Origin of the sequence: Streptomyces sp. NPDC048258 (genome assembly GCF_043201995.1) — a bacterium.
In the GTDB taxonomy this organism is placed as follows: domain Bacteria; phylum Actinomycetota; class Actinomycetes; order Streptomycetales; family Streptomycetaceae; genus Streptomyces.
The window spans coordinates 204325-216830 of the sequence record NZ_JBICZH010000012.1; the positions used below are offsets into that span (position 1 = coordinate 204325).

General features: G+C 73.3%; 10 protein-coding genes. 1 reads left to right on the forward strand and 9 read right to left on the reverse strand.

Annotation, left to right across the window (positions count from 1 at the left end):
* Nucleotides 1-31: 31 nt before the first annotated feature.
* From ACGFYQ_RS26620 to ACGFYQ_RS26655, 8 genes are all read right to left on the reverse strand, one after another.
* Complete coding sequence (locus ACGFYQ_RS26620; protein ID WP_393747992.1) at nt 32-1444, reverse strand: WXG100 family type VII secretion target; 1413 nt, start codon at nt 1442-1444, stop codon at nt 32-34.
* A complete protein-coding gene (locus tag ACGFYQ_RS26625; protein ID WP_393747994.1) occupies nt 1444-1971 on the reverse strand; it encodes a hypothetical protein in 528 nt (175 codons plus the stop codon). The genes ACGFYQ_RS26620 and ACGFYQ_RS26625 overlap by 1 nt, the downstream gene beginning before the upstream one ends.
* A gap of 171 nt (nt 1972-2142) precedes the next feature.
* Nucleotides 2143-4446: a xanthine dehydrogenase family protein molybdopterin-binding subunit gene (locus tag ACGFYQ_RS26630; RefSeq protein WP_393748109.1), complete on the reverse strand. Its 2304-nt coding sequence runs from the start codon at nt 4444-4446 to the stop codon at nt 2143-2145.
* A gap of 35 nt (nt 4447-4481) precedes the next feature.
* Entirely contained in the window at nt 4482-6455 is a 1974-nt protein-coding gene (locus ACGFYQ_RS26635) for a 2Fe-2S iron-sulfur cluster-binding protein (RefSeq protein WP_393747996.1), read from the reverse strand.
* Nucleotides 6452-7342, reverse strand: coding sequence for an FAD binding domain-containing protein (locus ACGFYQ_RS26640; RefSeq protein WP_393747998.1), 891 nt, complete (start codon nt 7340-7342; stop codon nt 6452-6454). Before ACGFYQ_RS26640 ends, ACGFYQ_RS26635 begins: the two co-directional genes overlap by 4 nt.
* Before the next feature lie 247 nt (nt 7343-7589).
* A complete protein-coding gene (locus ACGFYQ_RS26645; RefSeq protein WP_393748000.1) occupies nt 7590-9248 on the reverse strand; it encodes a beta-N-acetylhexosaminidase in 1659 nt (552 codons plus the stop codon).
* Nucleotides 9249-9394: 146 nt separating this feature from the next.
* The gene (locus tag ACGFYQ_RS26650) at nt 9395-9679 is read right to left on the reverse strand and encodes a DUF3039 domain-containing protein (RefSeq protein ID WP_030010729.1); all 285 of its coding nucleotides are present in this window, start codon (nt 9677-9679) and stop codon (nt 9395-9397) included.
* Nucleotides 9680-9707: 28 nt separating this feature from the next.
* Nucleotides 9708-10268, reverse strand: coding sequence for a YqgE/AlgH family protein (locus ACGFYQ_RS26655; RefSeq protein ID WP_382647708.1), 561 nt, complete (start codon nt 10266-10268; stop codon nt 9708-9710).
* Nucleotides 10269-10531: 263 nt separating this feature from the next.
* Between ACGFYQ_RS26655 and murA the strand changes: the two genes are divergently transcribed.
* Nucleotides 10532-11875: a UDP-N-acetylglucosamine 1-carboxyvinyltransferase gene (gene murA / locus ACGFYQ_RS26660; protein WP_393748002.1), complete on the forward strand. Its 1344-nt coding sequence runs from the start codon at nt 10532-10534 to the stop codon at nt 11873-11875.
* A gap of 297 nt (nt 11876-12172) precedes the next feature.
* On the opposite strand, the gene ACGFYQ_RS26665 is transcribed toward murA, so the two are convergent.
* Nucleotides 12173-12454, reverse strand: a complete 282-nt coding sequence (locus tag ACGFYQ_RS26665) for an HU family DNA-binding protein (protein WP_007264399.1) — start codon at nt 12452-12454, stop codon at nt 12173-12175.
* Nucleotides 12455-12506: the final 52 nt, after the last annotated feature.

Here is a 12506-nt window from a genome sequence, read left to right on the forward strand (position 1 = left end):
GCATGCGCATCCCGTGCAATGTCCGTTCTGCTCAGTCGATCACCGGCGGAACAACACGACGGTTGCCCTGCCAGGTCTCTTCGTCCTCGGCCAGGTAGTCGGGGCGTTCGCCCGCGTGGTCATCGCGTCGGCCGCCCGGAGTGCGTGCACCCGCGCCGACGCCACCGGCGTTGTTCCGCACGAGGCCCGAGCCGCCCTGGGTGAACGGCGTCGAGCGACCGCCCGTCGCAGGCTGACGCCCGCCGACGATACCTCCCGGCTCCGAGGCCAGCCGACGGCCCACCGGAGAACCACCGTGACCGCCGTGGGCACCGCCCGCGCCGTGGCCCATGCCGCCGCCCATCATGCCGCGGCCGGCCTGCGCACCTTCGGTGCCGATGACCGTGCCGCGCGGGATGCCCGCGCTGGGGCCGGTGGACGTCACCGGGCGGCCACCCATGATGCCGGTGTCACGCGGCGACGGCAGGCCTGGCATACCGAGCTTGCCGAGGGGACCGCTCGTGCCCGGGACCGGGCCGCCGGGAGGCAAGCCGACGGGACCGATGCCGGGGATCGTCTTCATCCCGCCGACCGGCGGCAGCGGTACAGGCGGAACGGGGCCGATCGGGGTGGGGCCGCCGGGGCCTGTGGGCAGCGGGCCGCCGGGCGTGGTCGTCGGAGGCAGGGTCGGGTTCGGAAGCGTGGTGACGGTGTCCAGGCCCACGTCCACGTTGTGGTCCGGAGTCACCGGCAAGGACGGCATCGGCATCGTCGGGACGGTGTTGTCCGGCTTCGGCGGGTGCCCGGGAACCCAACCCGGTTCGTTCGTAGCGCCACTGCGAACGGGTGCCGACGATGCATACGAGGAGCTTCCCGAACTCCCCGATCCGGAACTGCCTGCCGAGCGATCCCTGTCCGTTTCGCCGCCGTAGCCCTCCGGCACAAACGCCGGCGGCGGCGGCGGAAACGTCGGGATCTCCGCCTTGTTCATCTGCGTCGAGGAATGCTCGTACGACTCGGCCAGGGCCTTCATCAGCTTCACGGCCTCGGCGTGATCCGAGTTCAGCTTCGAGTGCGCCGTCTGGCTGATCTGCTGCGAGTCCGGGTCGTTGTGGTACTTGCGGGCCGCCTCCAAGTCAGCAGCGGCGACCGTGTCGTAGGCGGGCATCTTCGATGCCTCGACCATCTTCTGGACGGCGTCGGTCATCCACTTGGAGCCCTCGGCGCTGTACTCGCTCAGTCGCAGCGTCGCGTTGCCCGCGCGGCCCACCCACTCCTGAAACTTGACGGCTGCTTCGCCTTCCCAGCCCTTGACACGGTGGTTCTTGAGCTTCTCCGCGATCTTCGCGATGTCGTCGGCGGCCTTCTTGAGCTGCGCGGCCCTGGTCTTCGCCGTCTCCGGGTCCAGCGAAGCGATCATCGCCTTCAGCTGCTGGTGCGAGTAACCCTGGAAATCCGTCGCCATCAGATCGTACCGCCCGTCGTGTTGCCGTCGTGGGCAGGAGGCGTGGTTCCCGCGTTCTTGCGCTGTTCCTCCAGGTACGGGTCCCGGGCCGGAATGTAGTGCTCCTTCGCCTCCTTGGCGATGGCGACCATGCGCCGCTTCGTCTCCTCGTCCACCTCCGCGATGCCCTTGCCCGCCGAGAGGACAGCGATACCCAGGGCCTCGATCTGCCCCGCCAGGCCCTTCGAAAGCTTCTCCAGCTCCGTGATGACCGTCGTGTACGACTTGTACAGGGCGTCGGCCTCCGGGAAACCCTTGCCCAGCGAGCCCTCGCGCAGGGTGCCGTGGGCCAGCTTCTTGTGGTCCGCGTCGGATCCGCTCAGCTCTTCGAGCAGGACATCGACCATGCCCTTGTATTCCTTCAGCGAGTCATGCTCGATCGCGAGCGCCGCGGCGTTCGCCTGCGCGTCGGCCTGCGCCCTGATCGCGTCCGCCAAACCCGTCGTAGGGCCTGCTCCGAACAGACCCGAACCACTCTCCGCTGCCACGATGGCCTCCCCGACTCCCCGTCTCCCCGTGGTAGCGGCGTGAGTTACCGCCGCTCCCCGTCCCCGTTCGCACCCGTTCGCACGCGCGCGTGCACACTCTCATCGATCACTCTAGCGACCGGCACCGACAGTCCCAAGTCCGGGGTTGCACGTGCAATGCGGGTCACACGGTCACGAGTTGGGCGCCGCGACCGCCGCCGATGGCCGGATCGGGAGCCTGTTGACCGGGCGGCCCGTGGCCGACCGTACCGCCGAGGCTACCGCTGCGGGTGCCGTCACCACAGGGATCGCGCTCGCCGCCTTCGCGCCGAAGGGGGCCACCACGTCCCGTTCCTCGACCAGTTTGACGATGCGCACCGCCGGGGCGTCCAGCGAGGTCGGCAGGGCGTAGCCCGTCAGGTCGGGGTGGCGGACCAGGCCGGAGACCGTGCGGAGGTTCTCCGTCAGGGCCGCGCCCACGCCCTGCGTCACGCCCGCTTCGATACGGGCCGCCAGCTGGCGGGGGTTGAGGACGCGGCCCACGTCCTGGGCCACGGCCAGTTCGACGACGCGCACCGAGCCCAGCTCGATGTCCACGTCCACCACCGCGCGGATCGCGCAGAACGCGAGGCCCACGAAGGCGTCGCCCTGGCCGTCCGCGTCCAGGGGTTCCGTCGGGTGGGGGCGGCACTGGGCCGTCGCCCAGAGTTCCTTGCCCTCCATCGCCTCCGTGACCGTCGTGGAGAACGCGCCGTCGTACGACGTGATCCGGCCGTCCGTGATCTGCAGCAGTTCGGTGGACATGCCGAGCTTGTGCGCCATCGGCTGGAGGAGTTGGGTGCGGACCATCTTCGCCGCCCGCTCCACCGCGCCGCCCGACACCCACGTGTGGCGGCCGTGCGCCGACGGGCCCGCCGGCGGCTGGTCGGTGTCGACCGGGGCCGTCGTCACCTCGTCCACGCCCAGGACCTCCTGGACGATCTGACGGGCCAGCGTGGCGAAGCCCTGGCCCGTGTCGACCGCCGCGCAGATGACCGTCGCCACGCCGTTGACCACCTTCACGGTGGCCGTGGCGACCTCGTCCGCGCCCTCCGCGCCCAGCATGTGCACCATGCCGACGCCGTAGCCGACCCCGCGCCGTACCGCGCCCGGCTCGCCGGCGCCCTCCGGGCCGCCCGGCAGCAGCCACTCCTCCTCCGGGGTGTCCTTCGGGAGCGAGGGCAGTTCGTAATCGCGTACCGCGCGCAGGAGTTCCGCCACCGGGGCCGGGCACGTCACCGTCTGGCCCGTCGGGAGCAGGTCGCCCGTCGCCAGGACGTTGCGCAGACGGAGTTCCGCGCCGTCGATGCCGAGGGCGGCGGCCAGTTTGTCCATCTGGCCCTCGTACGCCGCGCACACCTGCATGGCGCCCTCGCCCCGTACGTGGCCCGACGGCGGGTTGTTCGTACGGACCGCCCAGCCCTCGACGAAGGCGTGCGGGACGACGTACGGGCCGCAGGCGAACGCCACCGCCGCGGCGAGGGATTCGGAGGACGAGTCCGCGTACGCGCCCGCGTCCATCAGGATCTGGGCCTCGACCTTGACCAGCCGGCCCTCCGCGTCCGCGTGGTGGCGGTAGCGCAGCAGGGTCGGGTGCCGGTGGGTGTGGCCGAGGAAGGACTCCTCGCGGGTGGCTGCCAGCTTGACCGGGCAGCCCGTGCGCAGGGCGAGGAGACCGAGGGGGAGCTGGAACGCCGCGTCCTCGCGGTCCGCCGTCGCGCCCGGGACTCCGGTGACCACGACACGCACGCGGTCCGGTTCGAGGCCGAAGCAGGCCGCCGCCAGGTCGCGGTCGGTGTGCGGGTCGGTGGAGGCGGTGTACAGCTCCACGCCGCCGTCGGGGCGCGGCACGGCCAGTCCGGCCTCGGCGCCGATGGGCGCCGGGTCCTGGCGGCCGATCCGGTACAGGCCCTCGACGACGACCTCGCCGGTCGCCTCCGGGTCGCCGTAGCGGAGCGGGATGTGCCGGATCAGGTTGCCGTCGGGGTGCAGGGCGGGCGCCCCGAAGGACTGCTCGGGGTCGGTGACCGGGTCCAGCAGCTCGTACTCGACCGCGATCGCGGCCGCGGCGAGCCGTGCCGTGTCCGGGTGGTCGGCGGCGACGGCGGCGATGGGCTCGCCGTGGTGGCGTACGACGTCGTGCGCGAAGACCGGCCGGTCGGCGATGCGGCGGCCGTGGGTGGTGGCGCCGGGGACGTCGGCGTGGGTGACGACGGCGCGCACGCCGGGCATCTCGGCGGCGGCCGAGGTGTCGATGGAGAGGATCCGGGCGTGGGCGTGCGGGGAGCGCAGTACGGCGGCCCACAGGAGGCCCTCCGCCCACAGGTCGGCGGCGTAGGGGAAGGTGCCCTCGGTCTTGGCGCGGGTGTCGGCGGCCGGGACGGAGGCTCCGATTCCGCGCGGTACCTGCTGGTCCGAGGCCTCGGGGGCGGCGGAGGCCGTCACCGTGGCGTTCATGGTCGTCGTCGTGGCCGTCGCCGCGTCCTGCGCGCTCACGCCGTGCCTCCGTGGTGGATGCCGCCCTCGCCGGGCGGTGCCTGATGCGGAATGCGCGGCTCAGTAGGACCCTGAGCCGGAGCCTGACCAGCGGGCTCGGCCGCTGCCGCCGACGACGCCGCCGTCCCCGTCCCCGCCTCGCGCTCGGCCACGACCTCGCGCACGGCGTCGATGACCCCCGCGTAGCCGGAGCAGCGGCAGAGGTTGCCGCACAGCGCCTGACGGGTCTCCAGCTCGCTGGGGGCGTGATTGCCCTCCAGCAGGTCGTGGATGGTCATGGCCATGCCGGGCACGCAGAAACCGCACTGCACCGCACCCGACCTGCACAACGCCTGCTGCACGTCCGAGAGTTCCCCGTCCGTCGCGAGACCCTCGACGGTACGGACCTCGCTCCCGGCGGCCGTCGCGGCCGGCACCAGGCAGGAGGCGACGAGCCGGCCGTCGACCTGCACCGCGCAGGCGCCGCATTCGCCCTGCGAGCAGCCGTCCTTGGCGCCGGCGAGGCCGAGGCGCTCGCGCAGCACGTAGAGCAGGGACTCGCCGATCCAGGCGCCGGTGACGGGCCGGTCGGCGCCGTTGACGCGCAGGACGTAGGAAGCCTGCGGGTGCTCGTGGTGCGCGACGGCCCCGGCTGCCGCTGTCTCTTCTTCGTACGTCGGCACCTCGGTCGGGAAACCTTCGGCGGTGTCCTCGGCCGGGGGTGCCACAGCGGTGTCGGCGGTGTCGCCGGTCGGCGTGGGCCCGGCCGGGATCCCGGCCGGGGCAGGGGCGGCTCCGGCGAAGCCGTGCCCGTCCGCGTCGGCCGACACCGCATCGGCCGACACCGCGTCGGCGGGCTCCGCCTCGGGCTCGGACTCCACCTGGGGCTCGGGCTCCACCTCGGGCTCGCGAGCCGCCTCCGGCGCATGCCCGAATGCCGCGAAGCCGCGCCCGTCGCTTTCAGCCGACACGGCGGACATGGCGGGCACAGCGGACTCAGCGGGCACGGCGGGCTCGGCCTGCGCGAGCTCGGACGGCGCGGATTGCGCCGCCGCCTCGACCCTCACTCCGCCGAACAGGTCCAGGCCGCCGACCGCGGCCGGCCGCTCCGCCGCCTCGGCCACCGGGTGCGGCCGCTCCCCCTCGACCGGCATGGCCGCCGCGCCGTGCGCGGCCTCGATGTCGTGCGGGGCCGGGTGCACCGGCTCGCCCGCCTCCGGGAGCGGGGTGCCCACACCGGGGCCGCCCAGCACGCGCGGCCCGCGCGGCGGGGTGCCGACCCCGGGCCCGCCGAGCAGCCGCCCGGCGTCCGCCGCCGTGGCTGCGGCCGCCGTGGCCGCAGCCGCGGCCGCCTCGTCCGTACCCGGCAAGGTCCCCTGACCCTGCTGCTGCGCCGCGAAGTCGGGGTGGTTCGCCCACGGCGCCGGGGCCCCGCCCGGCAGCGTCGCCGGGGCCTGGCTCCAGTCGGCGTTCAGCGAGCTCTGCCGGAAGTCGGCGGGCTGCTCGGAGGGTTCCGGCACGGCCCACTGCCCGGTCGCCGAAGCCTCGTCCGGGAACCGCCACTCCGCCGTCTCCCCCGGATCGGGCTCCGGCTCCGCCTCGGCGAACGCCGCGGCCACCGACGCCGGGATCGGGATCGACGCCGGGATCGGCCCGCCGACCGGCGCCGGGGCTGGAGCATGGGCAGCGGAAGCGGAGTCCGCGGGGGCCTGGGCTCCCGCCTCCGGCCACTGAACCGGAATCGTCCAGGTACCCGTGGCCGCCGGATCCGTGCTGGCCGAGCCGAGCGGCACGATCATCGGCGGCGGCACGTACCCGTGCCCGGGCGCGGCCAGCGGCTCGCCGGTGCCGAGCGCGTCCAGCATGTCCTGCGGCAGCTTGACGAACGCCGTCGCGTCGGAGTCGTACTCGCCGCCCTGCGGGACCGGTTCCCAGCCCCAGCCCGCCGTACCGTTCCCCTGGGTCACGTTCTCGTTCTCGTTCTCGCTCATGAGGTCAGTGCCCTCCCGAGGGCCCTGCGCGCCAGCACGGCCACCGTCCGCCGCAGATGCAGTACACCGGCGGCCACCGGTTCGCCCTGGTCGGGCACGCAGGCGGCCGCGACGTACTCGCCGAAGGCCTCCAGGGCCTCGGGGGCCAGGCTCCGCTCCCCGTCCCAGTCGATCAACGAGGCCACCCACTGTTCGGCCTCCAGCGGCCGAAGCGGCATCGGGGCCACCGCGCCGATCGCGCAGCGCACGCCCCGGCGCGCGGGGTCCAGTACGAGCCCCACGGACGCGACCGCGCGCCCCGGCCCGGTACGGCCCGTGGCCTTCAGGAACACCTGGGGCGCGTGCAGCAGCGGCACGCGGACGAAGCCGATCAGCTCGCCCGGGCTCAGCATCTCGCGGCCGGCCAGCAGGTGGGACACGGGGATCTCGCGCGATCCGCCCGGGCCGACGATGACGAGTACGGCCTCCAGCGCGGCCAGCACGGGCAGGGCGTCACCGGTGGGCGCGGCGGTGGCGATGTTCCCGCCGAGGGTGCCCGCGTTGCGGATCTGCGGGGGCCCGGCGGCGCGCGCGGCGGCCGCCAGCGCGGGGATCAGAGCGGCGAAATCCGGCCGCCCCATCCGCGCGTGGGTCAGACCGGCGCCGAGCAGCGCGTGACCGTCCTGGTACTGCCAGCCGCGGATCTCGTTGATCCGCCCCAGGCCCACCAGCGCGGCGGGCCGCAGCAGTCCGGAGTTGACGGCGGCCATGAGGTCGGTGCCGCCCGCCACGGGCACGGCGGCGGGCATGGCGGTGAGCGCCGCCACGGCCTCGTCGAGCGAGACCGGCAACGTCACGGACTGCGCCGCCTGCGGCCCCTGAACTGAATGCGGTGCGTGCGTGGTCAACCCAGCTGCCCCTTCCCGATGTCCCGGTCACGGCGCTCACGCCTGTCCGCCGTACGGTACGTGCTCACCGCCGGGACGTGGCAACTCTGGCACATCTTCCCGGCCGCCCGGCGCGAGGGTCGGCCGGGCGCCCCAGGGCGGCCCCGCTGCCGGAATTCCCTCCCCGGGCCGGGTCCGGGCAGCCACCCCCAACTGCCCGTTTTTCCCCGTATCATCAGAAATCCGGCCAGAGTCCCCGTTCCCGTTGTCACACGTTCGGGGGCGCCCCCTCCTTCGGCCGCCCGAGCACCCCCGGACGCCGCTGCCACGGCAGCGGGCCGCCCGGCGGCCGGTAACCGACCCCCAGCGCGTCCAGCCGCGCGTAGTGGGCCGCCGCCATCCGGGCCTCGAACCGGGCGAAGTCCCGCTCCTGCGGCTCCGCCAGCCGCGACCACACCACCTCCGCGAAGGCCGCCAGCCGCGGGAACACCTGGTAGTCGACGCGGCCCTGGTCCTCCATCACCTCGGTCCACACGTTGGCCTGCGCGCCGAGCACGTGGGCGGCCGCCGCTTCCGACAACTTCGGCGGAACCGGCTCAAACCGGTATACGTCCTCCAGTGTGCGCACGTAGGCGATGGGCATCGGCTCCTCGGCGCCGCCCGCCTGACGGTAGTCCAGGTAGACGTGCTGCTCCGGGCACATCACCACGTCGTGCCCGGCCTCCGCGGCGGCGATCCCGCCCCCGTACCCCCGCCACGAGGAGACGGCCGCCCCGGGCGCGAGCCCGCCCTCCAAGATCTCGTCCCACCCGATCAGCCGCCGCCCGCGCTCGGCGAGCCAGGTGTCGAAGTGCCGGATGAACCAGGACTGCAGCCCGTCCTCCCCGTCCACGCCCAGCTCGCGGATCCGCTCCTGCGCCACCGCGGAGGCCTTCCACTGCGCCTTGGGGCACTCGTCGCCGCCCACGTGGACGAAGGGGGAGACCTCGGCGGGGAACAGCTCCAGCAGCTCCTCGAAGACCCCCTCGTAGAACCGCAGCACCGCCTCGGTCGGCGCGAGCACGTTCTCGCTGATCCCCCAGTCGTCCCACACCTCCAGCGCCCCGGTGTCGGCCACGTCCGCGTTGCCCAGCTCCGGGTACGCGGCGATCGCGGCCTGCGAGTGCCCCGGGACGTCGATCTCCGGGACCACCCGGACGTGCCGCTCGACGGCGTACGCGACGATCTCGCGGATGTCGTCCTGCGTGTAGTAGCCGCCGTGCGGGGTCTCGTTCCACAGCGGGGAGGCCCGGTGGCCCCACCGGCTGCGCGCCCGCCACGCGCCGACGCCGGTCAGCCTCGGGTAGCGCTTGATCTCGACCCGCCAGCCCTGGTCGTCCGTCAGGTGCAGGTGCAGCACGTTCAGCTTGTGCGCGGCGAGCAGGTCGATGTACCGCAGCACCCCGTCCTTCGGCGTGAAGTGCCGGGCCACGTCGAGCATCATCCCGCGCCACCCGAACCGGGGACCGTCCTCGATCCCGGCGTACGGCAGGGACCACGCGCGCCCGGGCAGCGGGGCCTTGCGGCAGGCGTCGGGCCCGAGCAGCTGACGCAGTGTCTGGGCAGCCCAGAACAGCCCGGCGCCGCTCGCGCCGACCAGCTCGACTCCCGTGGCGTCGACGGTGATCCCGTACGCCTCGGGCCCCGCACCCGCCCCCGCCCCGTCGCCCCGCCCCCGCTCCGGGTCGACGCGCAGGCGTATGTCCGCGGCGGCGCCGGGCCCGGCGGCCGCCAGGCTCCAGCCGGTGGCCGCGCCGAGCTCGCGGCGCAGCCAGCGCGCGACGCCCTCACCGCCCGGCCCGGTGGCGAGCGTCGGCTCGGGCCCGAACTCGAAGCGGAGCCCGTCCTCGTGGAAGACGGCGAGCCGGGGTGCGGGAATCAGGTCCATGCGTCAGCCCTTCGCAGCAGCCTGTTGCGCCCTGCGCAACGCACGTTCCGCAGAGTGCTCGTCGCGCCGACCCTAGTACGCCGAAGGCCCCCCGGGTACGCCGATGCGCACCCGGGGGGCCCCGGTCCTGCTCGGGAGGGACCGGACTACTTGTCCTTGCCGCCCTTGTCCTTGTCCCCGCCGGGGCCCATGGACTCGTAGATCTCCTTGCACATGGGGCAGACCGGGTACTTCTTCGGGTCCCGGCCCGGTACCCAGACCTTGCCGCAGAGCGCGACGACGGGGGTCCCGTCGAGGGCGCTCGCCATGATCTTGTCCTTCTGGACGTAGTGGGCGAAGCGCTCGTGGTCGCCGTCACCGTGCGACACCTGCGGCGTCGGCTCTACGAGGGTCCCCGTGCCAGTCCCGCGCTCGGGCTCAAGAGTGCTCATGCCACCAGGGTACCGATCCCCGTGCGCGTCAGTTCAGCGACGGGTCGTCCGGATAGGTGGCGACCATCGCGAGTTCGCTGCGCTGGCGGCGCAGCACCGCCCGCCAGAGCCGCTCGGGGTCCGGGAAGGACACGTCGCCGGGCTCCGACTCCACCACGTACCAGGCGCCGTCGCCCAGCTCGTCCTCCAGCTGGCCCGGGCCCCAGCCCGAGTAGCCGGCGAAGATCCGCAGGCTGCCCAGCGCCGCGGCCAGCAGCTCCGGCGGCGCCTCCAGGTCGACCAGGCCGATCGCCCCGTGCACCCGGCGCCAGCCGAGCGGGCCCTCCTCGCCCGGGATGACCGCCACCCCCAGGGCCGAGTCCAGCGCGACGGGTCCGCCCTGGAAGACCACGCCCGGGTCGCCGGCCAGGGGCGCCCAGGGCAGCAGGACGTCGCCGACGCCCACCGGGGTCGGCCGGTTGAGGACCACGCCGAGCGAGCCCTGCTCGTCGTGGTCGAGCAGGAGCACCACCGCGCGGTCGAAATTCGGGTCCGCGAGGGCGGGGGTGGCCACGAGCAGCCGCCCTGTGAGGGAGGACACCTCGGTCATGCCGCCATGATCCCCCACATTCGCCTTCCGCGGGGAGCGGGCGGGGGGATCCGATCTCACGCAGCTCAGGGCGCACGGCAGCAGGAGGGAGGGCGCGCGGGCCGCACGAGCGGAATGCGACACTCCGCCATGAGGTGGATACGGAGGGTGTTGTACCGAATTCATGACAGTCCTACGGCCGCGTCAGCCATGCGAACAAAGGGGTGGTGGCCCTTACTCTTTTCTCTGGCCCCCTGCCCACCCCACTCCGGAACGCGAGATTCATGACCGGCATCAGTGACGATGTACTGCTTGTCCACGGCGGCACCCCGCTTGAGGGCGAGATCCGAGTCCGCGGTGCGAAGAACCTCGTGCCCAAGGCCATGGTCGCCGCGCTGCTCGGCAGCGAGCCCAGCCGGCTGCGCAACGTTCCCGACATCCGTGACGTGCGCGTCGTGCGCGGGCTGCTCCAGCTGCACGGGGTGACGGTCCGTCCCGGCGAGGAGCCGGGCGAGCTGGTGCTCGACCCGACCCACGTCGAGAGCGCGAACGTCGCCGACATCGACGCCCACGCGGGCTCGTCGCGCATCCCGATCCTGTTCTGCGGCCCCCTGCTGCACCGCCTCGGCCACGCCTTCATCCCGGGCCTGGGCGGCTGCGACATCGGCGGCCGGCCGATCGACTTCCACTTCGACGTGCTCCGCCAGTTCGGCGCGACCATCGAGAAGCGCGAGGGCGGCCAGTACCTGGAGGCCCCGCAGCGCCTCCGCGGCTGCAAGATCCGCCTCCCGTACCCGTCGGTCGGCTCGACCGAGCAGGTGCTGCTGACGGCCGTCCTGGCCGAGGGCGTCACCGAGCTCAGCAACGCCGCGGTGGAGCCGGAGATCGAGGACCTCATCTGCGTCCTGCAGAAGATGGGCGCGATCATCTCCGTCGACACCGACCGGACCATCCGGATCACGGGTGTCGACCGCCTCGGCGGCTACAACCACAAGGCGCTCCCGGACCGCCTGGAGGCCGCCTCCTGGGCTTCCGCGGCCCTGGCGACCGGCGGCAACATCTACGTGCGCGGCGCCCAGCAGCGCTCGATGATGACCTTCCTGAACACCTTCCGCCGGGTCGGCGGGGCGTTCGAGATCGACGACGAGGGCATCCGCTTCTGGCACCCCGGCGGCCCGCTCAACGCCATCGCGCTGGAGACGGACGTACACCCCGGCTTCCAGACCGACTGGCAGCAGCCGCTCGTCGTGGCCCTGACGCAGGCCTCCGGCCTCTCGATCGTGCACGAGACGGTCTACGAGTCCCGGCTCGGCTTCACCTCGGCGCTCAACCAGATGGGTGCTCACATCCAGCTGTACCGCGAGTGCCTGGGCGGCTCGGCCTGCCGCTTCGGCCAGCGCAACTTCCTGCACTCGGCGGTCGTCTCCGGCCCCACCAAGCTGCAGGGCGCCGACCTGGTCATCCCCGACCTGCGCGGCGGGTTCTCATACCTGATCGCGGCGCTGGCGGCCGAGGGCACCTCGCGGGTCCACGGCATCGACCTCATCAACCGCGGCTACGAGAACTTCATGGAGAAGCTCGTCGAGCTCGGCGCGAAGGTCGAACTGCCGGGCGGCGACCTCGTCTGAGCCGTGACCGGCCATGACCGGCCGTCAGAAAGCCCCCCGGGCCCCGCAAAGGGCCCGGGGGGCTTTCTCGTGGCCCCAGGGGGCGCACAACGGCGCCCGTCGGCCCACGACGACCCGCCGGCGGCCGCAACGGCCCACAACAGCCCACAACGGCCCGGGACAGGCAGAAGGGCGGCCGCCCCGCCCGGGGTGGCCGCCCTTCGGCGTTCTACGCTTCTGCGCGCCTGTCTACGCGACCGGCGCGCGCACTACTCACCGTTCCAAAGGCCTGTGCGGCCTTCGGCGCCGGGGGCAGGACTACTTGCCCTTGGCGGCTTCCTTGAGCTTGGAGCCCGCGGAGACCTTCACGCTGTAGCCGGCCGGGATCTGGATGGGGTCGCCGGTCTGCGGGTTGCGCGCGGTGCGAGCGGCACGGTGGGTGCGCTCGAAGGTCAGGAAGCCGGGGATGGTGACCTTCTCGTCGCCCTTGGCGACAATCTCGCCAACGGTCTCGGCGAGCGCGGCCAGAACGGCGTCGGCGTCCTTGCGGGTCACCTCGGCGCGCTCGGACAGAGCGGCCACCAGCTCACTGCGGTTCATGTTGTACTCCCGTGTTCAACTTGCCTTAGAGGCGTGAGATCGAAGCCGATGC

Bases quoted from the DNA above. Each gene is read 5' to 3' on its own strand.
- ACGFYQ_RS26655 (WP_382647708.1), bottom strand. From the start codon at position 10,268: ATGACCGAGGTGTCCTCCCTCACAGGGCGGCTGCTCGTGGCCACCCCC.
- ACGFYQ_RS26635 (WP_393747996.1), bottom strand. From the start codon at position 6,455: ATGAGCGAGAACGAGAACGAGAACGTGACCCAGGGGAACGGTACGGCG.
- ACGFYQ_RS26645 (WP_393748000.1), bottom strand. From the start codon at position 9,248: ATGGACCTGATTCCCGCACCCCGGCTCGCCGTCTTCCACGAGGACGGG.
- ACGFYQ_RS26620 (WP_393747992.1), bottom strand. From the start codon at position 1,444: ATGGCGACGGATTTCCAGGGTTACTCGCACCAGCAGCTGAAGGCGATG.
- murA (WP_393748002.1), top strand. From the start codon at position 10,532: ATGACCGGCATCAGTGACGATGTACTGCTTGTCCACGGCGGCACCCCG.
- ACGFYQ_RS26650 (WP_030010729.1), bottom strand. From the start codon at position 9,679: ATGAGCACTCTTGAGCCCGAGCGCGGGACTGGCACGGGGACCCTCGTA.
- ACGFYQ_RS26630 (WP_393748109.1), bottom strand. From the start codon at position 4,446: ATGAACGCCACGGTGACGGCCTCCGCCGCCCCCGAGGCCTCGGACCAG.
- ACGFYQ_RS26665 (WP_007264399.1), bottom strand. From the start codon at position 12,454: ATGAACCGCAGTGAGCTGGTGGCCGCTCTGTCCGAGCGCGCCGAGGTG.